Here is a 21,446-nt window from a genome sequence, read left to right as displayed (position 1 = left end):
CCAAAAATATCCCACTCTCTCGGATGTAGCATCTTTGAAGTATGGATGTTAGATCAGTTAGGCAAAAACTCTACAGATGGTGTTGCTACAAAACTTGTACCCCTACAGATAGGGTATTTTTTTGAGCGGGTCTAATTTTTCCTGTAATATTAGATTTATATTAACTTTAAAGGGTCACTTTATGGTATAATTGCGTACTTTTTAAGTAGAACTAATGAATTAATCGGGCGGCTAAAATCCTCAAAACCCCTTTATCCTCTGACTTGTAGCGGTTTCAGGGGATGAAAAGAAGCAAAAAAGCGATCGCTATTCCTCAAGGAAAACACCTGCCCTGAGCAAGGAGATGCTATTATTGGATGATGAGTATTAGAGAAGTTGTCATCCCCGAAGATTACCCGGAATATCCTCAAGGGCGTTGTCTGCTAGTCTTACAAGGAGAAAACCATGACAAAAAAGCCTCACATTAGATCTCTTGCATAAGTCTAGACAAAATAGGATAAAATAGTCCAAGAGTTAAGATTGAAAGATGACTTACGAACAAGTAAAAACTTTAAAGCCAACAGAGTTCAAACGCTTGTGTGGCGTGTATCCAGATACATTTAAGGATATGGTAACAGTCCTAAAGGCAGAAAAAGTTTGGCAAAAAAAGACAGGTAGACCTAGCAAATTGAGTACGGAAGACCAACTACTAATAACATTAGAATATTGGCGAGAATATCGCACCTATTTTCATCGGGGAAATAGTTGGGGTGTTAACGAATCAACGGGGGAGCAAGTCAAAGCTGAAGAACAAATAAACTACTTGACAAAAGCATCAATTGGGTATGGGATAGAGAAAAGAGTGGGGAAAAGACAAAAATGACTCCAGAGCAACAACAAGAACTTAACCAACATATTCAAGCGATAGCCAAGATTCTTCATCAGGAAGCTGAGGCTGAAAAAATCCAAACTTTAGAGGGAATAGAGACGACAATAAGAGAACAGACCTGAAAATATATAACTCCGAAACTAGGATTTTTTTTGGTCACAAAAACGACAGGAACTCAAGCCGGGAGACCGAGAAAAATAAAAAGCATCATCGGAGAATTATGCCTGACAGAAAAACAAGCAATCCGTTTAAATATTCCTCGTAATAACCAAATTAGTCCTTACTTAGAACGCTGTTGTTTAAGAGCTAGTGCCAATGTTTCTTATGAAAATGCCGCCAGAGATATTCAATTTTATACAGGGATGAAGGTCTCGGCTAGGACTCAACAACGATTAGTCCATCGCCACCAATTTGCCGAAGAAGAATCAGGAAACCCCGTTCAAGAAATTAGTCTAGATGGAGGAAAAGTGCGCTTAAGAACCGAAACTAAGGGAGAGGCTTGTATCTGGAAAGATTATAAAGCAATCTGTGTTGATACTTTCCTAAGAAAAGCTTGGTTTGGAGAGAATGAATCGTTAATATATTGGGTTAATCAACAACCTTTATCTGACCCCCTTACCTGTTTGGGAGACGGACATCCCGGTATTTGGAAAATTGTGAAAAACTGGGATTGTCCAGGAGAAAAAAGAGAAATACTTGACTGGTTTCATTTGGTAGAAAATCTTCATAAAGTCGGCGGTTCAGTGAAGAGATTGAAAAAAGCAGAAAGTTTATTATGGCAGGGCAAAATTGAGGAAACAATAGCATTAATCTCTCCTTTAAAAAACGAACGAGCTGAAAATTTCTGTCGTTATTTAGAGATTCATCGTCATCGAATTGTTAATTATAATTACTATCAACAAGAAGAGATTTGCTCTATTGCTTCGGGAGCCGTTGAATCCACGGTTAAACAGATTGACCGACGACTGAAAATTTCTGGAGCCCAGTGGAATGAAGAAAATATCCCTCGAGTGCTTAAACACCGCTGTGCTTACCTAAATAACAGTCTTTAGCTATTGAATAGTATTTATGTTCTGACAAAACTGACTTGCTCCCAATCAACGGCGTATAGAATTGTTAGGAAAGTAGAGAATATTCTCATCAAATCAGGTCTGTTTAATCTACCAGGAAAAAAAGCCCTATTAGAAAGTAATAGTGAAATAGAAGTAATAGTGGTGGATGTGTCAGAACAGGAGATAGAAAGACCCAAAAAAAAACAGAAATCATGCTATAGTGGCAAGCAGGGATACCACACATTAAAGTCGCAAGTCGTTGCCGATCAAAAAAGCGAGCAGGTAATCTGTGTCCGTTGTGAGAAAGGAAGAGTCCATGATTTTCGACTGTGGAAAGAGAGCAAAATAAGGTTAAATAAGGAAATAGAAATATTAGGGGATCAAGGCTATCAAGGAATCCAAAAAATCCATCAAAACAGTCAAATTCCTCATAAAAAAAGAAAAAAAAACTAAGTAAAGAGCAAAAAAAAGCCAATCGTCAGTTATCACAACGGCGCATAGTTATAGAACATATTCATCGTCGTCTCAAAATATTTCGGATACTTTCATCAAGATACAGAAATCGCAGACGGCGATTTGGTCTGAGATTGAATTTGATTGCTGGTATCTACAATTACGAACTTCGTTACCGACAAAAGGATATATCTTGATTACTTTTGCAAGAGATCTAATTACGAACTTCGTTACCGACAAAAGGATATATCTTGATTACTTTTGCAAGAGATCTGATAGTTGGCAGCATTTGTTTTCTTTTATGTTGGATGAGTTTGAACCTATTCAAGCGTAACCGTTCAGGGGGGTACGAAATCTGGTAATCTGAGAGACATGGATGAGAAGCAGCCACTAGAGATGTCAGGAATAGACGCAGAGGATTGGGTAAAGACCCCACTCAGTGTCAGACAGCTAGTAGTGCAGTTAGGCTTGAAGATAGAGCAACTAGAGCAACACCTCAAAGAATTACAAGACTCAAAAGAGGGGCTAGAAGAGAAAGTCAATCGAAACTCACAGAACTCCCATAGCTCTCCTGCCTCAGACTCTCCCAACGTCGAGAACACCAAGAAAAAAAAGAAAACCCAGAAAAAGCGAGGGGGGCAACCCGGACACCCAGGTCATAGTCTTTCCCTGTATCCAGTGGAAGAGTGTGCGCTCCGCACCGACTACTATCCCCAGACTTGCACTTGTTGTGGGGAGAAACTCACAGGATTTGACCCCAACCCCTATCGCCATCAAGTAGTAGAGATACCCCCCATCCAACTGCACATCGAAGAGCATCGCCTACACCAACTAACTTGCCATCATTGCGGTGAGAAAACCAGAGCGGTCCTCCCGGTCGAAGTAGAAGAGTGCGGCTACGGAGGGAGAGTGGTAGCCATCGTCTCGGTCTTGAGCGGGATGTACCGTCATTCAGTAAGGATGGTGGTTTCGGCGATGTCGGACTTGTTTGGGGTGAAAATGTCTCTGGGGACTGTCAATCGCCTGAGAAAGGAAACTTCCTCAGCGGTTTCGGGGGCAGTAGAAGAGGCCAAAGCTTACGTGCAGTCGCAGCCGATAGTCGGAGCCGACGAGACGGGGTTCGGGCAGGGAAATACTGATGGGCAAAATCCTCACCAGAAGAGAGCTTGGCTGTAGGTAGCCGTCACCCCCTTGGTCAGCTTCTTCTGTGTGGATCTGTCGCGCTCGACGGCGGCGGCTCAAGGGTTATTGGGAGAGAACTTCAGCGGGATTCTCAATAGCGATCGCTATAATGCCTACAATTGGGTCGATGTTGACCGAAGACAACTGTGTTGGGCACATCTCAAGCGAGAGTTCACCAAAATCTCCGAACGCAGTGGAGTCTCCCGTCAACTAGGACGAGATTTGCTCGCCCAACAGAAAAAGTTGTTTCGCCCCGGTCAACGAGTGCGAGATGGAACCCTTAGCCGGAGTGAGTTTGAGTTATTAGTGTCGCCGATTCGAGAACGAGTCAGAAGTTTACTCTCTTCAGGAGCGGATTATCAGATTGGCTCCAGGGAGAAGACTCCTTTGGCTAAAACCGTTCGCACCTGCCGGCAACTGCTGAAGGTGGAGTCCGCCCTATGGTTGTTTGTCACGGTGGAGGGGTTAGAGCCAACGAACAATGCGGCTGAGAGGGCAATTCGTCCGGCGGTGCTGTGGCGGCGCACTAGCTTTGGCTCTCAAAGTGAGGCGGGTAGTATTTTTGTGGCGCGGATGCTGACGGTAGTCACCAGTCTGCGTTCTCAGAACCGCAATGTCTTGGAATTCATGACCGAAGCGATTCGCGCCTCTAGGAAAGGTAGTGCTTCTCCTTCTCTGCTACCCCAGGAGAGTACTTCTACAGGGTCAATACCACTGGCTGCTTGACACCCCCCCCTGAACGGTTATAGTCATTTCAAATAAGTGTGAGACGAGGGAAAAATAAGGTAAAATAAAGAGAAACGAGCAACCCATACAGAAAAATGTCTTATAGCCTAGACTTGAGAAAAAAAGTAATTGATTATGTAGAGAATGGGGGAAGCATAACCAAAGCCGCCGCTCTATTTAATATAGGAAGAGCCACAATATATAGATGGCTAGGTAGGGAAAAACTGGAAGCGACAAAGGTAAAACACAGTCAAAGAAAGCTAGACTGGAAAGCATTGTCAAAAGATGTCCAAGAAAATCCCGAGGCAAGATTAAGAGACAGAGCCGAGAAGTTTGGAGTGAGACCAAGTGCCATTTGCTATGCCTTAAAAAAAATGAAAATTACCAGAAAAAAGAAGGAACTTCGTTATAGAGAAAGAAACCGAGAAGAAAGAATGAAATACTACAGAGTGCTGAGAGAATTGATTAAAATGTCTGGAAGTAAAAGCCTTATATTTATTGATGAGTCAGGGTTTGAAGAATTTCAAGCCTGTTTTTATGCTTGGGCAAAAAAAGGGAAGAAAGTCTTGGGAGATAGACAAGGAAAACGAGGAAAAAGAGAGAACCTTGTGGCCGGGAGAAGAAAGGGAAAAAAAGACTTTATTGCCCCGATGGTATTTACAAGAAGCCTGAATGCCGAAGGTTTTGAAGGGTGGTTATCTTTATATTTATTGCAGGGTAATCGCACGTCGTTTTGTAGAAAACGTAACAGACAGAGGTGACTGAATGTCATGCCTAGCAGGACGAGCTGATATAAGTTAATCTGAGAGGAAGCAAAAAGTTACATGGTGTAGCAGTTGAGCATGGCATCCGGTTTTGGTCTCCTAGTTTTAAACCCCAAGCAAGAGCGAGAGGCAAAGGTTTTAAGAAACAGTGTCTTGAAACATTTTCAGCATCTAGAAGACCCGAGGGCGGACAGGGGGCGCAATCATAGCCTAGTCTCGATAATTACCATAGCTATCTTGGCGGTATTAGCTGGTGCCGATGGGTTTGTCGCCATAGAAGCCTACGGACAAGCCAAGCAATCTTGGTTGGAAACATTTTTAGACCTACCGAATGGCATACCTTCCCACGATACCTTTGGCAGAGTGCTAGGGATGCTAGAACCCAAGCAATTACAGTCAGGATTCCTGGCTTGGATAGAGGAAATCACCGAGAAATTGAACATAGAACTAATCCACATAGATGGGAAAACGGCCAGAAATTCTTATGACCGAGAGGAAAAGCTGAAAGCTTTGCACACCGTCAGTGCTTGGAGTAGCGAACATGGGTTAGTCTTAGCCCAAGAAAAAGTGGACAGTAAATCCAATGAAATTACCGCCGTGCCGCACCTGCTGCAATTGCTCAATCTCAAGGGAGCGATAGTCACCTTGGATGCCATGGGAACCCAGACTGAAATTGCCCAACAAATCAAGTCTGGGGCTGGAGATTACGTCTTAGCCCTCAAAGGCAATCAGGGCAAGCTCTTTCAACAAGTAGAAGGCTGGTTTGACCAAGCTATAGCCGGGGATTGGCAAGGGATTGAATACAGCTACCACGAAAAGGTGGAGTCGGGGCATCACCGGCTCGAAACCCGTCAAATTTGGGTAGTGCCAGTGTCTCAATTACCGCCCCTGCATCGGCAGAGTCTCTGGCCTGGCCTAACCACCCTAGTCATGGTTCGCAGTGTCCGCCAATTATGGAATAAAACTACGACAGAAATTCGCTTCTTCATCAGTAGTTTAGCAGCCGATGCCCAAAAACAGGCCGAGGTGATTCGCAGGCATTGGAGTATCGAAAATAGTCTCCATTGGGTACTCGATGTTACCTTTAATGAAGATGCCAGTCGGATTCGTCTAGGCTATGGAGCGGAAAACCTAGGTCTGTTGCGCCGTTTAAGTGTGAATCTGTTAAAGCGAGAACCCTCAAAAATGAGCCTAAAGATGAAACGGTATAAGGCAGGCATGAACAATGATTTCATGGTGAAAATCTTAGCCGCCAGTGCCGTTGACAGAGAGGGGAGGTAGATGTTAATCTTGCAGTTGATCAGGAGTTTTGGGAATTTAAGGAACTGAGTAGATAAGCTCAGTTCGGGGTTTGTTAGGCCATAATGACTGGCAAAACCAGAGATTCGGTCGCCTTGTGCAGGTCAAAGCCTGAGTTGCCCATCGAATTTTAGACCTAACTCCTCGGAATTTGAGAACTCTATCAACATGCGATTACCCTGATATTTATTGCCCTCTCTAGCCATAACATCAGTATTAATTATGGATAATGCACCAATTCATCGGAAGACAGTGATTAGACAACTGGTAGAGGAAGCAGGTCATCAGGTAGTGTTTTTGCCAAAATACTCTCCTGATTTAAATGATATCGAACATGATTTTAGTGCATTAAAGAGAGCCAGAATGTATGCTCCTGTGGGGACACCCCTTGATGAAATTATTCGTACTTATTGTGTTGCCTAGTGTCTCGTTCTTATTTGAAATAACTATACATTCAAGCTGCCAACTCATCCTAATTTCCCAAATTTAGAATTGCTGGGTTTTGTCAAGTTTTATTACAGGATTCAACACTTCCGTGGTTTGTCAAGTACGCTTTATACTAGATGGGTTTTTACTTTAGCAGAAGTGTTGAATGTTAAGATTTTGAAGATCATGACCAAGTTATGTATTCGCTCTGATGATACCAAAAAGGACTGCTTATTGACTCCATTCTCAATAGTGAAGCAATTGAGCATCAGTAAAATACTGGTTTTGTCAAGTTTTATTGCAGGATTCAACACTTCTGCCGATATTCCCAAACTGGAGAAAAAATGCTGTCCGACATAAAACAAATGTATTCTTTTCCCACTGTTGATCTTAGTAGTTCACCTAGTGTTGACCATCTGACAACACTAAAATATTGGGGACTTTTTCTGTATCGTTACTACTTTGTTGGTCGTAGTCAATATGGAGCTTATGGTTCACCTTGGTGTATTAAGAAAATGAAGCCTATTGAAGAGAGCATCAAAAATCAGTCAATCCCCTCTGGAGATTCTCCTACACTGCCAATACCTGAGTTGACGATTGATGAAATTTCGCCAGAACAATTTCACGAAGTGTAGGTGAAACCCAATACACCAGTTGTTTTTCGAGGAGCAGCAAAGCATTGGGAAGCAGTTAAAATTTGGACTCCTGAATTTTTTGCCTCAAATTATGGCAACGAAATGGTTTCTACTCGTGTACGTGCTAACGAACTCAATGAGGAAGCACTACGCTATATAGATATTCCATTGTCTGAGGTCGTAGAGAACATTAAAAACGGTGGCACTTATTATCCAGGACATACTGAGGATTTATTTAACAGAAATCCTGCTTTGCGTGAAGCACTGGATCTCAAAACACTTGGGAAATACCTTAGTATGCGACAACAGCGAATTATGTCAACCCAGCTTTTTTTATCGGGTGGAGGAGTTCGTTCAGCATGGCACGCCACAGGCGGACCTAATCTGTTTACGATGGTCTATGGGCGCAAAGAATGGACTTTAGTTCATCCACAGCACTCTATGTGGATGTATCCGATAACCCGCAAAGATATGTTTTATGTAACCACCATGATTGATTGGAAGAAAAGTCTCAATGAGATTGAAGCTGATGGCTATCCTTTGTATCGCTATATTCCCAAGTTTACGACAGTATTAGAACCAGGAGATGTTCTTTTTTCTCCCCAATGGTGGTGGCACTGCGTAGATACTCCCGAACCTTCTATTGGAATTGCTTCACGGGCTGTCAACAATTTACTTGTAGGACATCCATTGTTTTCCCTTATGTGGATTACCTCCAATCGATTTCGTCAAACCGTTTGGACTTGTTTAAAAGATGGTTGGGGTTCGGATGCTGCTAGTGGAGCAAAATTGGCCTTTGAGTTTGACCAACAAGAATTTATCAGGAGAGTATCTGTCTAAGGCAATGGAATTTGAGAAGAAATTGATGGAAAATGCTCTTGACTGGTATTCCTTGTGTGTTGTTGTCTTATTTTTGAAAATGTTCGCCACTTCAGCATATCAAGGTTTTTATCGTCTTAGCCGGCGTGTCTTTCTCAATCCAGAAGATGCCCAAGTCTTTCAAAAACATCCTGCAGCCGAAGAATTACCGCAAGTCCGACGTGCATCCAAAGCTTGGCTCAATGACTTGGAGAACATCCCTATCTTTTGTAGTCTTGGAATAGCTTATGTCTTCCTTGGAGCGCCTCCCAAGTATGCCAGTTGGCTATTTTCGATTTTTACCTGAAATGTCGGCTTGAAGGCTCTCGGTTTTACCGATGAGATGAAAGGTTCCGCCAGCATAGAAATAGCGAAGCACGATTGACAACTCAATTCTTAGCGTGCTAGAATAGTTTGCGTAGTAGGTCGGCACGCAAGATGTTCGTTTTAGAGTACAAGCTTAGAGGAAAACCATCTCAATATCAAGCCATTGATGAGGCAATTCGGACAGTTCAGTTTGTTCGGAATAAATGCCTTAGATATTGGGAAGATAACAAAGGTGTAGGACAAAAGGATATTTATCGATACACAACCGAATTAAGAAACGAATATTCTTTCGTCAAAGACCTTAACTCTACAGCTTGTCAACAAGCTTGCGAACGGACTTGGACTGCTATTTTAAGGTTCTATAACAACTGTAAAAACCAAATCCCTGGCAAAAAGGGATACCCTAAATACTCTAAACGTACTCATTCTATTGAGTTTAAAAAATCAGGCTGGAAGATTAATCGAGATACCAAAAGAATAACTTTCACCGATGGTAAAAACATCGGAGAGTTAAAACTAATTGGTAGTCGAGACTTGTTCTGTTTCCAAGAATGGCAAATTCAAAGGGTGAGAATAGTTAAACGTGCTGATGGGTATTATTGCCAGTTAATGTTAAAACTTGACGTGAGAGATATAACCCCAAAATTAGAGCCTACCAAAAAATGTGTAGGTTTAGACATGGGACTAAAGTATCTTTATGCCGATAGCGACAACAATACAGTAGAACCTCCTAAATATTATCGAAAAGCAGAGAAGCGTCTTAATAAACTAAATAGGAGAAAATCTAAAAAGTTTAGAAGAGGGCAACAGCAGTCTAATAACTACAAAAAGGCTAGACAAAAGTACGCGCTTGGGACATTTAAAAGTAAGTAGGCAGCGAGAAGAGTTTGCTAAAAGATTGGCACTCCGCTTAATTCAGTCAAACGACTTGATAGCTTATGAAGATTTAAAAGTCAAGAACCTTGTGCGTAATCGAAAACTAGCTAAGAGTATTAATGATGCGGGCTGGTCACAATTAAGAAAATGGATAGAGTATTTTGGCATTAAATACGGCAGATTGACTATTGCTGTTAATCCCGCCTATACTAGCCAAGAATGCTTTAATTGTGGCAAGTTAATTAAAAAGTCTCTATCGGTTAGAACCCATGTTTGTTCTTGCGGATATGTAGAAGATAGAGACAAAATGGCGGCATTAAATATACTCAAAAAAGCTACGATAGGACATATCGGAAGTTGGTCATCAGACCTAAACGCTTGGGGAGATTTAAGCTCTATTTTGGTTGGTAGCAATACCTGTCAAGACAACTTGAGTCAGTGAACCAAGAATCCCTCGCTTTCAGCGACGGGAGTGTCAACATAGCACGTCTGTTTCATACCTTAACCTATCTTCTAGGGTTACAGCCATGGCGAACTATTGCCTACGCAGTAGGAATCCTCTGTTTGTTTGCTATGAGCTGGAACATAATTACCGTTTTGTTGCGATTAGCTTAGTCTAATCAAGGGCGTTGCTGAATCAAGGTATGAATGACAACCTTGCACCCATCCAAAAGTTAGTTTGTGTCTAGGTTTTAAAAATCCCACAAAAGAGATTCATAACAACCCGGGCTCTTCTGGTTTCTGTGTGGAAGGAAGAAGGATAGGGATAATTTTCCAGAAACATAGTCTTCAAAGCTTTGCCTAGCAAGACTCCTACGAATGATAAGCACTGATTATCACACAAAGTCGAGAAGAGCCCAACCCGCTCCGATAGTGATATGGAAAGAATCCCCCGTCACAGCGTAGCTTGACGGTGGGAGTATGTCAATACTTGACTTGATGCACACTTATTAATTGAGGGTAAAATATCTAAAAATGATAGCAGACAACTCCATTCAACTACAGTTAATCGACAAAAAAGAACCAATGCAAAGGTTTCTATATAATGAAGCCTATAAATTTTGGCAAGTTCAATGGACTGAGGCGATTGAGGAGTTAGGATTAGAAGGTTTATCTATTAAACATTCCGACAAGTTTCTAGCTGCTGACAAAATAATTCTTTTTGCAGAAGGCGGAGATATTGCTGCTCTTGGTCTGATTAACTACATCGACTTACAAATCCTAGCCTCGCGTTTTTTATCCTACTTTGGGGTGATGACAGAGGAATCGATGGCTTTCATCCTTAGTCAAGGATACAAGAAAGTTATGACTTCAACCTACAATATTGTCGCCAAAAAGTATAGACGAATCAAAGTGGAAAACACTGTTTTAGCGATAGCTTTACCTGGTGCTGCTCTCAAACTTTTCCAAGGTCAATCTGATTTGGATTTGTGTTTAGGAATGCCTTTACTGCCCTCTGCGAACCATCGCACCTTATCTCGACTAGGGATGAGAAACCTACCTGGGGGGTTAATTACAATTCATAGCGTTCAAGCTCAGTTTATGTATGTCAACCAAGGAGAAGTTAATCTAGGCAAGTATGATTGGAGTATTAGTTCTTTGCTATCTAATAACTTGATAGCATCATAAATACTTGACATATTTAGCCTAGTATTAACGGCAACTGTTTTATAAAGCAATTCTCATTTTACCCTAAGTGTACGCCATTTTAGAAAGCACAAGATTGATCCAGCTGTTCCTCTATCCGTCTGGAACAGACAACTCTCGTGAATCTTAAAATGAGAATTGCTGCTTTCATAACTCATCTGAAGGACACATTTGGTAAATGATAATGACATTATCTATTAATTCACCAGACTATTTTCTTAATCGAAGCTTACCCCTCCTTACCAACGCTGGTGTAGAATGTTTAGCTAAGAAGAAAATTGTTATTGCTGGATGTGGTGGGATTGGTGGGGCAATGGCCTTGACAATGTGCCGCTTGGGAATTGGGTCTTTTCATTTAGCAGATCCTGCCGATTTTGATCCCCCTGATATGAATCGACAATGGGGAGCAACGGTTTCCACAATGAGCAAGAATAAAGCAGAGGTTTATCGAGATCTGATTCTTGATATTAATCCTGAGGCTCAAATTCAAGTCTTTAACAAAGGTCTCACCAACGATAATCAGGATGACTTTCTCAAGGGGGCTGATATCCTTGTTGATTGTTTGGATGCAGCGGTTCCCTATGAACTTCGAGAAACGATGCATCAAAAAGCCAGAGACTTGGGAATATTTAGTGTAGTCGCCCCAATTTTGGGATTTGGGTGCTTTGCTTTATGTTCTTCCCCTGAGGGAATGAGTATGGAGTTCTGGACAAAGACTTTGCGCAATGCTAAACAGGCTACAGCACTTCCTGATATTTTTAAGGAGTGGTTTGTCCCTGAGCAAATTGATGTTATTGGTAAGAGTTTACAAATCGGGAAAGTTCCCACTCTCGCGGTTGGGCCTGTCATTGGGAGTTCTTTACTGGCAACAGAGTGTATAGCCTATCTATTAGATGGCATTATCCCTGGCTCAAGAAAGCCGATTGTATTACCAAAAGCCATGTTTTTCGATTTGTTTCGGATGAGCTATGAGATTGTCGATGTCAGTGAACTTCGATCCGAATTTGAAGGAGAACAGACATGAGTCTTACTTCTCGAATGCAAATTTTGGAACTTGCTGGACATAATCTAGATATTGTTCCTAGAGAACATATTGAGCTTGATCTACAGACTGATAGTCTTATTCACCAAAAGAGTTCTATACTAGGCCGAGACTCTAAATTGAGTCAACAAAACTCTGCCGATAGACTGAGTCCTGAGCAAATATTTAGCCAATATTTTGGATTCCCCTATGTTATGGCTGTTTCTCAGGGTCGCTTAGCTGAAACCATTTTAAGTCAGGCGATAATACGCAATGGTCATTATATCCCCAGTAGTTCTTTGTTTCCGACTACAAGGATTCATCAAGAACGTCATGGTGGGACATCTGTGGAAGTAATGTGTCCTGAGTCTTTAGACATAAGGAACTCATATCCTTTCAAAGGAAATATAGATCTCAACGCCCTTGAACAGATCATTGAAACTTATCATCCGAATTGGATTCCTTATATTTGCATCGAGCCTTGTAACAATGCCGTAGGTGGACATCCGATGTCTCTAGAAAATATGCGCGCTGTTGCTGAGTTAGCTCGTCATTATCAGATTCCTGTCTATTTGGATAGCTGTAGAATTATCGATAATGCTCTGATGATTCAGGAGCGAGAAGAGGGATATCAAAATACTCCCATTGATGAGATTATCCGCCAATTCTGCTCCTATGCAGACGGGTGTACCATGAGTGCCACTAAGGATTTTCCTACCTCAATCGGCGGCTTTCTAGCTGTACGAGATACTGAACTATTTTATCGTTGTCTGGATAACTTAGTGCTGTTCGGAAGCGGTTTGAGTCATGATGCTCAAGAATTACTATCGTATGCCATAATTGACATGGATAGGGTAACTTATTTGGTTCGCCGACGAATCAATCTTGTCAAAAAACTGCACGAAGCTCTCAGAAACCACCAGAATTTAGTTCAACCAGTGGGAGGACATGGAGTCTTTCTGGAGATCAATGCTCAGTGTTTGGAGCTTCCTGATACTCATCACCCAGCCCAAGCTTTTCTTTATCAACTGTTTAAAGATTATGGAATTCGCGGCTCTCTCAATTCTAGCTCTCTAACTCAGATAGCGAATAAGCTTTGCTTGGTTCGTTTTGCTGTGCCCATTTTAGGATTAGAAGAGGAGGCAATCAACCAAGTTGCTGATGGTATTTCTAGTCTTTTAACAGCTAAAAAGAAAATTCAAGGGCTAAAGATTGTGGAAAAGGGATCGGGTTTGACGGGATTTTTGAGATCCCAGTATCGTCCGATGGATTTAGTAACCAGTAATTAGTTGGTTTTTGACTATGATTGATCTCTATTTCTGGCCTACACCGAATGGTTATAAACCTTTAATCTTCCTTGAAGAAACTGGATTACCATACCAAATCAAACCAATAAATATCTTGCGAGGAGAGCAATTTCAAGCTGATTTTTTGGAGATCGCCCCCAATAACCGTATTCCTGCAATTATTGATCATTCGCCTGCTGAGGGAAATAAACCCCTGGCCTTGTTTGAATCAGGCAGTATTCTCATCTATCTCGCCGAGAAAGCCGATCAATTTTTAGCATCGGATTTAGGGATTCGTCATCAAACCATTCAATGGCTAATGTGGCAGATGGGGGGAATTGGTCCAATGATGGGACAGGCGAATCATTTTACTCGATATGCTCCCGAAGATATTCCTTATGCCAAAAAAAGGTATGTCAGCGAAGTCAAGCGATTGTTAGGAGTAATGGAAAAACAATTGAGTGATAGAGAGTATCTGACAGGAGATTATTCGATCGCAGATATGGCTTGCTATCCTTGGATCAAATTTTCCGACCTCATTAACGTCCCCCTTGCCGATTTTCCAAGTGTTGCCCAATGGGTTACTCGTATTTCTGAACGTCCAGCTGTCAAAAGGGCTTACGAAGTGGGTGAACCTATTCAAGGGGATTTCCAGATGGATGAGGAGGCACGTCGCTTACTATTTGACATTAAGTCTAATCAATGATTTATTTCCTTGATTTTCCCCACCTTTTTTACCTCAATAAGGCTTTAGCCAAGTAAAACTATCGACTCTATTAGTTCAGTACAGACCAATTTTCATTTAACCATAGGAGAAATAATGCCATGACTACTGTAGAAAAAGCCAAAATCCATCAAAATCAATACCAAAAAAGATGTGAATTACTACGTCAAGAGTTTGCCTCAAGACCTGTTGTCAAAGAAATATGGGAAGAGGAAGTCGAACCAACACTCTTAAAACTTTTTATGATTCATTGGTGTGCCTTGAGTGCTGGACTTACTGAACCTATTCCCGTTTACTTAAAACGTGCTGGTGATGGATGTCAAGACTTAGGTTTACAAGAGATGGCTGACTTTTTCTATGAGCATGAAGGAGAAGAAGATGGTCACGAAAATTGGGCTATCGAAGATGTAGAAAATCTCGTTGCTGTATGGAATAAAGAAGAATCTAACTTTCCTCTAGATGCTCAAGAGTTACTGGCTAATAAAATGAGTACTGCTGTCAAACGTTATCATCAGTTACACGAGCAAGTAATTGAAGGAGATTACCCTTGGGCTGAATTAGCCATTGATGTTGAGATCGAATTAATCTCGACGACCTACGGGCCAACTTTGATTAAGAAATGGGTTGCCTCTATGGGGCAACACTCTCTACCTAATATTAGTTTTTTACATAAGCACGTTGTGGCTGATGTTGAACATACCGAAACAAATTTTGAAATTGTTGATAAATTGGTTAGTGAGCATCCTGACTATACAGATATCCTTGTAGAAACAGCAGCTAATGCGCTTAATTCTTATGCTGACTTTCTTGAAGATGCTATGACTTATGCCAAAGAAGTATATGCTCGTATGTCTAATTTAACTGTTTAAGTAGTTGGACAAATGCAAGCTCCCCTATTTTTTAGGGAGCTTGCCACTCAGTTCAAATACATGAGAGTTTTAATGCACAATAGGTTATGAGAGATTAAATAGGATGACCAAAACCTGCAAAAAATGCCTATTAACAACACAATTCGAAGGAGTCAGTCTCGATCCTCATGGGGTCTGTAACTTCTGTCGAGAATGGGAAAAGCAAGGTAACAATAATCAGCAACAGGAGAGAGAACGAGCCTTACGAAAGCAAGAACTTGAAGAAATCCTTAGAAAACCTTCAGGTAATGGAGAATACGACTGTATCCTCTCTTTTAGTGGAGGCAAAGATAGTTGTTATCTACTTTATAAACTGGTCAAAGATTACAACTTACGGGTTTTGGCTTACACAAGCGACTTTGATATTCCCCCCAATACTTGGGATAATATCCGTCGTACGGTGAAGCAGCTTAATGTCGCTCATCATGTTGTGACTCCGTCAAAAGAGCTTTATCGGCGATTTATTCGCTATCTTTTGTGTAATCAAGATAAGCGGGGTGCTGTTTATACAGTTTGTTATTTTTGGTTAGATATTAGAGAAGGAGACATTCTTCGTTTAGCCATGGACAAGAACATTCCCCTAATTATTACAGGGTATTCTCCTGGTCAACCTGACCCAGATCGGATGCTTTACGAAATGCCTCAAGACAGAATACGAGAAGACTGGACTCCCTACGAATTGTTTGAAAATGGTTTGTTTGAAGAGTCTGAGAAAGCTCTGTTCTGGAATCCTAATATATATGAAAAAGGTGACAAATTTCCTCGTATTATCGCTCCCTTTCATGCTTGGGATTACAACCAAGAAGAAGTCATGGCAAAAGTTGTCGAATTGGGTCTAGCTAAAAATCGCTGGTATGTCAATCCTGTTCTGAGTAACTTTACTTTGAATTGGCTGCTTATTTATTCTGACTTGAAAAATTTGGGTTATAATCCTTATAAACCAGAATTTTCGCAATTAATTCGTGAAGGAAAAGCCCCTCGTTCTCTCTGGCGATTTCTTTTCTCTTTAATGGATTTTATGGCAGAAAATAAAATCTTGTTAGGACGGTATGTAACTAGCTCTTTAGAGTGGCTAGATTTAAAACCTGAGCAGCTACGCATTAAAGATGGGGAAACGGGATAAGTTACAAATTTCTTCGATCTACAGCTTTAAAATAGGGCTTAAAACCAGTAATCGGATTCTTTTCTGAGCATTTATGATGAAACGTTGAAAATTGAAAAGTAACATTTCTGACTTCTAATTTATTCCGACAAGGGAGAATTCCATGAAACTTAAATTTCTGAGTGCTATAGCAATGATTCCATTGATAGTAACCAGTGTAGTGACCTATTCCAGTATAGCTAAAGGAGCAACGGTTGGAAGTCGCATTGATTTTTCTGGCTATGTCTTTGGCAGTTATAATCAGTTCGATTATATTGACGCTTCTAATCTGGTACCTAATCCGAATGTCTTGGGAAATTTTCAAGTTGATAATGCCACGGGGTCTTTTGCTACGGCACTGATAAATCCTTCACAACTAGGGGCAATTCGGGATGTTCATGAAGGTATCTCCAATGGATTAATTACCCAATCAGGCCCTTTGTTTCATGGCTCTAACGATCCTAGTTTATATGTAAGTGACTTTCTGAGCCTAACGATTCCCAATTTTGTTAACTTCTCATTTGAGTTGCACACAGTTGATCGAAGGGTTGTGCTTGATCCTAATTCACCTAATCCATTAGATCCTTTAATTCTTAGTATCTCATCTGATCTAACAGGGATATTAACTGATTTCATCACCAATGAAGTTCAAGCTGCTGTAGTCCATTTTGCTCCGAATGTTCCGCCTGGTTTACCTGCTAGTCTATTGACTCCCGACAATTTCCTCGGTCCCATTGTTTATAATGCTTCACTTCAAGTTGTGGCTGTTCCGGAACCCTTATCTAATACAGGTTTAGCATTACTGGGGGGGCTGGGACTGAGCTTAATTTTGAAGAAACACGGCATTTATTAGATATTTCCATAAATTAACCTCAAACCCGTGTAAACTGTAAACTGGGAGCATCTCACCTTTGTAACTCCTAAATTAAGTTTTATGTCAAGCTATTTTGAAAGCCTTACCAGAAGCAAGTTTTAGCGACAAGTATAATTACTCACTTGCATAAGTGAGATGCTCCCTGTAAACTGTAAATTGTTAAAATGTAAACTGTTCTGTAGGGTTAAATCTAGATTATTGGGGATATCTATTGTTCTTAATCTTTAATTTCAGTCATTGCAGTATTTATGTTACAGAATTTATCTGATTTTGACGAGCTTGAATTGACTTTTGATAATGAAACTCGTACTGTTTTTCGCAAAGGTCAAGGGCCAGCAGTAATTGTTATGCACGAGATTCCGGGGATTCACCCTGGAGTGATTCGGTTAGCCAATGCTTTTTGTAATGCGGGTTTATCGGTTTGGTTGCCTTCATTGTTAGGTAAACCAGGCAAAAAGGTCAGTATCCCCTACATAGCAAACTCTTTAGGTCGTGCTTGTGTTATGCAAGAGTTTACCGTATTAGCAACCAATAAAAACAGTCCGGTGACCTCTTGGTTAAGATTGTTAGCCCGATATGCCCATAGTCAATCTGGCGGACCTGGAGTCGGAGCTATTGGAATGTGTCTTACAGGAGGTTTTGCTTTGGCAATGATGATAGAAGAGGCGGTATTAGCCCCTGTTGTTTGCAATCCTTCACTTCCGTTTGCCCTAACACTGTCCCGTCAATCAGAGGTAGGAGTTGATGAAAATACCCTAGAACAAGCAAAAGCCAGAAGTGCTGAACAAAACATTTGTTTATTAGGGTTGCGATTTACCAATGATATCTTCGTTCCTTCCCAAAGGTTTCGGAGACTTCGTCAGGCTTTTGGCTCTAACTTTCTAGTGATCGAAATTGATTCCTCTATTGGTAATCAACATGGGATTAATCCCTTAGCACATTCGGTTTTAGGAGTGAATTATGTTGATCGCCCAGAACATCCAACCGTTATCGCTGAATCTCAAACTGTAGCTTTTATTAGGGATCGTCTGATTCAATCTTAATCAATACCCAAACCAAATTATTTAATGTATAAATAATTTGTCAAAAACAACAAAATATTCCTAACAACATGACTCAAACAAGTATGAATCAACTCAATTTAAAACTTCAGCAAGAAAAAATTAAAACTTTTGCCCCATCTTCTTCTAGTCGAAGATTGTTTCGAGTATCTTTACTGGTTTTAGGTTTATCCATTGTAGGAACATTAGGTAGCTTTTGGTATTTTTCAATTCTCAAAAAAGTTCACCCATTGCGAATCAGTGGACGCGTAGAAGCCTATGAAACTGATATTAGCTCTAAAGTTTCAGGAAGAATTAACTTTGTTGCTGTTAGAGAGGGAGATAAAGTTTCTAAAAATCAGATACTTGTCCGTCAAGATGACGAAGAAATTCGATCTCAACTACAAGGGGCAAAGGCCCGTTTACTCGTTACTCAACAACAGGAAGGTGAAGCTGCTTTACAAATAAGTATTATTGAAAATCAAATTCAAGAAGTCAAACTTAATATAGAGCAGTCTAAACAAGACTCCCAAGCGCGTCTTTTTCAAGCTAAAGCCAATCTCGATTCTAGTAAATCCCAACTCAATGAAGCACATAGTCAACTTGATCAAGCTAAAGCTGAACTCAAGCTGGCACAAACTAATTATAATCGTTTTTTAACATTATTTACAGAAGGAGTGATTATTCAACAGCAATTCGATCAAGCTGAAACAGTATTAGCCACAAGTCAAGCCACAGTCAAAGCTCGTCAAGCTTCCGTAAATTCTTTTCAAAAATTAATTGAAGCAGCAGAGGGAGAGTTAAAATTAGCACAAACGACCCTTTTAAATTCTCAAATTCGTCTGACTCAACTTCAAAGTTTAACCAACCAGTTAGCTCAATCGCGTTTACGATATAAAGCAGCCCAAGCAGAAGTCGCTAATGCTAAAGCGGAAGAGCAACAAATAAAAACAAAAATAGACGATTTAAACGTAATTAGTCCGATTGATGGGATTGTAATAGTTCGCACTGTCGAACCAGGAGTTGTTGTCTCTGCTGGCAAAACTCTGTTGACAGTTATTAATCCTGATACTGTTTATCTTCGAGGATATATTCCCGAAGGTGAAGTTGGGAAAATCAAAATTGGTCAACAAGCTCAAGTTTTTTTAGATTCTGCTCCTGATCGGCCTCTCAGTGCACACATTAGTGCGATCGATACTCAAGCATCTTTTACCCCTGAAAATATCTATTTTCAAGAAGATCGAGTCAAACAAGTTTTTGGAATAAAATTCAGTCTAGACAATCCCCAGGGGTTTGCAAAACCTGGAATGCCAGCTGATGCAGAAATTAAGCTAGAGGAAGAGTCGTGATGAGTCGTCAAATTTTACAATCACATTTTGATAACTCTTTTCAAGCTGATGTTAATTCATCTTCAGCCTTGAAGGTTATTGAAGTTAAAGACCTCTATAAACATTATGATGAATTAGTGGCTATTAAAGGGATTAATTTTTCTGTGCGAAAAGGAGAAATTTTTGGGTTAATTGGACCCGATGGTGCAGGAAAAACGAGTACCTTCCATATTTTAGGTGGTATAATGGAAGCTTCAGCCGGAAAAGTAACGGTTTTGGGACACCCACCTCGCCAAGTTCGCCTCTCCATTGGCTATTTAACTCAGAAATTTTCTTTATATTCAGACTTGACGATTGAAGAGAACCTACGTTACAGTGCCGGAGTATGCCAAGTTTCTTCTCATGTTTATACTCAATTACGTAATAAATATTTGCAATTAGTTAATTTACAGGGATTTAGTGACCGTTTGGCTGGACAACTTTCAGGGGGAATGAAACAGAAATTGGCTCTATGTTGTGCGTTAATTTCTCAACCAGAAATTCTTTTATTAGATGAACCAACAACAGGCGTTGATCCCGTTTCTCGTCGTGAGTTTTGGGATATTTTAGTAGGAATTGCTCATGCAGGAATGACAATTGTTGTTGCGACCCCATATCTTGATGAGGCTGAACGTTGTCATCGAATTGCTTTCATCCATAAAGGAAAAATTGAGCAAATAGGTATTCTTTCAGAACTCCGAGACAGTTTAGCTTTAAAACGGTTAGAAATACGAACTCTAGAATTAGAATCTCTTGAAAAAATCCTCATCGCACACTGCCATAAAAAATTCTTGGTAGATGTACAAACATTTGGAGATCGCCTAGATGTATTGGTTAAAAATTCCCATCATGGAAAAACTGAAATTAAAAATCTTTGTCAATTAAATAAAATTAAATTAGACTCTATTCAAGTGGTTGAGCCGACTTTAGAAAATGTTTTTATTACTCGGTTACAACAATTAGAAAATCCCCCGCCTTTTAAACCATTCCCCCATGATCAGGGTAATCACTTTCGAGAAAATTCAGATTTAGCTATTGAAGTAAATTCTTTAGGAAAAGTATTTGGTAATTTTAAAGCTGTTAAAGAGATTAATTTGGAAGTTCAATATGGGGAAATTTATGGATTATTAGGAGCTAATGGAGCAGGTAAAACAACTACTATTAAAATGTTATGTGGTTTAATTGAACCAACTACAGGTCAATTATCTCTGGCTGGGACTCAAGTTAATTCTCGTAGTAGTCAACTGCGACAAAAAATTGGCTATATGAGCCAAAAGTTTACTCTCTATGATGATTTAACAATTTTAGAAAATTTAGAGTTTTATTGTGGAGTTTATGGTGTTTCTCGTCGATTGCGCCGTCGTAAAATAGAATGGGTTTTAGAAACTTGTGGTTTACACGGGAAAGAAAAGATGTTAACCGGTAATTTACCAGGTGGTTGGAAGCAGCGGGTAGCTTTTGGAGCTTCTGTAATGCATGAACCAAGTATCCTTTTTTTAGATGAACCTACGTCTGGTGTCGATCCTTTAGCTCGTCGTCAATTTTGGAAACTAATTAATCAATTCGCCCGTTCTGGTACATCAATCTTAGTAACGACTCACTATCTAGAGGAAGCTGAACAATGTAACCGAATTGGATTTATGGTAGGAGGAGAAATTGTTGCTCAAGGTTCTCCTAGTGAACTGAAAGCGACTCAACCTGGAGAATTAATTGAGTTATCAACTAATAATATTCAACAGACTTATGATTTACTTAAAAAGGAGCTAGAGCCTTGGCGGGTCTCTTTTTTTGGAGATCGCCTTCATGTTATTGTAATTAACCCTGACTTTGAAATCTCTCAGATTAAAACTCTTCTAAAAGTGGCTAATATTCAGATATTTTTGATACGTCCTATTCCCTTTTCTTTAGAAGATGTTTTTATTACTATTGTTGAACGTCATTCAAAACGTGACTAAAGTCCCTCAAAAACTTC

General features: G+C 40.3%; 15 protein-coding genes and 7 pseudogenes. All 22 read left to right on the top strand.

The features are described 5' to 3' along the window. Window positions 1-526: 526 nt before the first annotated feature. Window positions 527-766: pseudogene (locus GQR42_RS14200) on the top strand (helix-turn-helix domain-containing protein); the annotation flags it as partial. Window positions 767-858: 92 nt separating this feature from the next. After that, a pseudogene (locus GQR42_RS14195) lies at window positions 859-1,920 on the top strand (ISKra4-like element ISMae42 family transposase). A 39-nt stretch (window positions 1,921-1,959) separates the two neighbouring features. Continuing rightward, window positions 1,960-2,570: pseudogene (locus GQR42_RS14190) on the top strand (IS5 family transposase); the annotation flags it as partial. A gap of 175 nt (window positions 2,571-2,745) precedes the next feature. Further along, a pseudogene (tnpC, locus tag GQR42_RS14185) lies at window positions 2,746-4,281 on the top strand (IS66 family transposase). Window positions 4,282-4,376: 95 nt separating this feature from the next. Then, window positions 4,377-4,994: pseudogene (locus GQR42_RS14180) on the top strand (IS630 transposase-related protein); the annotation flags it as partial. Window positions 4,995-5,123: 129 nt separating this feature from the next. After that, complete coding sequence (locus tag GQR42_RS14175; protein WP_233271010.1) at window positions 5,124-6,326, top strand: ISAs1 family transposase; 1,203 nt, start codon at window positions 5,124-5,126, stop codon at window positions 6,324-6,326. A gap of 201 nt (window positions 6,327-6,527) precedes the next feature. Continuing rightward, window positions 6,528-6,767, top strand: a pseudogene (locus GQR42_RS14170) (transposase); the annotation flags it as partial. A 347-nt stretch (window positions 6,768-7,114) separates the two neighbouring features. Then, the gene (locus GQR42_RS14165) at window positions 7,115-7,405 is read left to right on the top strand and encodes a hypothetical protein (RefSeq protein ID WP_158200454.1); all 291 of its coding nucleotides are present in this window, start codon (window positions 7,115-7,117) and stop codon (window positions 7,403-7,405) included. Beyond that, window positions 7,406-8,245 carry a cupin-like domain-containing protein gene (locus tag GQR42_RS14160; protein WP_158200453.1) on the top strand — a complete coding sequence of 280 codons (840 nt, stop codon included), beginning with the start codon at window positions 7,406-7,408 and terminating at the stop codon, window positions 8,243-8,245. It abuts the gene before it with no gap. Next, entirely contained in the window at window positions 8,160-8,570 is a 411-nt protein-coding gene (locus tag GQR42_RS14155) for an MAPEG family protein (protein ID WP_371730637.1), read from the top strand. Before GQR42_RS14160 ends, GQR42_RS14155 begins: the two co-directional genes overlap by 86 nt. A 131-nt stretch (window positions 8,571-8,701) precedes the next feature. Continuing rightward, window positions 8,702-9,908: pseudogene (locus GQR42_RS28805) on the top strand (RNA-guided endonuclease InsQ/TnpB family protein). Continuing rightward, complete coding sequence (locus GQR42_RS30015) at window positions 9,905-10,081, top strand: MAPEG family protein (protein ID WP_199273185.1); 177 nt, start codon at window positions 9,905-9,907, stop codon at window positions 10,079-10,081. The pseudogene GQR42_RS28805 and the gene GQR42_RS30015 overlap by 4 nt, the downstream one beginning before the upstream one ends. A 360-nt stretch (window positions 10,082-10,441) precedes the next feature. Then, window positions 10,442-11,095 (top strand): hypothetical protein, encoded by a 654-nt coding sequence (locus GQR42_RS14140; RefSeq protein ID WP_158200452.1) that lies wholly within the window; start codon window positions 10,442-10,444, stop codon window positions 11,093-11,095. 202 nt (window positions 11,096-11,297) lie between these two features. Beyond that, window positions 11,298-12,137 carry a ThiF family adenylyltransferase gene (locus tag GQR42_RS14135; protein ID WP_158200451.1) on the top strand — a complete coding sequence of 280 codons (840 nt, stop codon included), beginning with the start codon at window positions 11,298-11,300 and terminating at the stop codon, window positions 12,135-12,137. After that, a complete protein-coding gene (locus tag GQR42_RS14130; RefSeq protein WP_158200450.1) occupies window positions 12,134-13,423 on the top strand; it encodes a tryptophanase in 1,290 nt (429 codons plus the stop codon). Before GQR42_RS14135 ends, GQR42_RS14130 begins: the two co-directional genes overlap by 4 nt. A 13-nt stretch (window positions 13,424-13,436) precedes the next feature. Next, window positions 13,437-14,126 carry a glutathione binding-like protein gene (locus GQR42_RS14125; protein WP_158200449.1) on the top strand — a complete coding sequence of 230 codons (690 nt, stop codon included), beginning with the start codon at window positions 13,437-13,439 and terminating at the stop codon, window positions 14,124-14,126. Between the two features lie 119 nt (window positions 14,127-14,245). After that, complete coding sequence (locus GQR42_RS14120) at window positions 14,246-15,013, top strand: hypothetical protein (protein ID WP_158200448.1); 768 nt, start codon at window positions 14,246-14,248, stop codon at window positions 15,011-15,013. Window positions 15,014-15,116: 103 nt separating this feature from the next. Beyond that, window positions 15,117-16,175 (top strand): hypothetical protein, encoded by a 1,059-nt coding sequence (locus GQR42_RS14115; RefSeq protein WP_158200447.1) that lies wholly within the window; start codon window positions 15,117-15,119, stop codon window positions 16,173-16,175. A 142-nt stretch (window positions 16,176-16,317) separates the two neighbouring features. Then, window positions 16,318-17,046: a hypothetical protein gene (locus GQR42_RS14110; RefSeq protein ID WP_158200446.1), complete on the top strand. Its 729-nt coding sequence runs from the start codon at window positions 16,318-16,320 to the stop codon at window positions 17,044-17,046. Between the two features lie 269 nt (window positions 17,047-17,315). After that, complete coding sequence (locus GQR42_RS14105) at window positions 17,316-18,110, top strand: dienelactone hydrolase family protein (RefSeq protein WP_158200445.1); 795 nt, start codon at window positions 17,316-17,318, stop codon at window positions 18,108-18,110. 68 nt (window positions 18,111-18,178) lie between these two features. Further along, window positions 18,179-19,456, top strand: coding sequence for an HlyD family secretion protein (locus tag GQR42_RS14100; RefSeq protein ID WP_199273184.1), 1,278 nt, complete (start codon window positions 18,179-18,181; stop codon window positions 19,454-19,456). Next, window positions 19,456-21,429 (top strand): ATP-binding cassette domain-containing protein, encoded by a 1,974-nt coding sequence (locus tag GQR42_RS14095; protein ID WP_158200444.1) that lies wholly within the window; start codon window positions 19,456-19,458, stop codon window positions 21,427-21,429. Before GQR42_RS14100 ends, GQR42_RS14095 begins: the two co-directional genes overlap by 1 nt. Window positions 21,430-21,446: the final 17 nt, after the last annotated feature.

It is taken from the genome of Microcystis aeruginosa FD4, assembly GCF_009792235.1.
GTDB classification, from domain to species: Bacteria; Cyanobacteriota; Cyanobacteriia; order Cyanobacteriales; family Microcystaceae; genus Microcystis; species Microcystis viridis.
The sequence above is the reverse complement of the archived record's forward strand: the minus strand, read 5'-3'. Positions and strand labels throughout refer to the sequence as shown.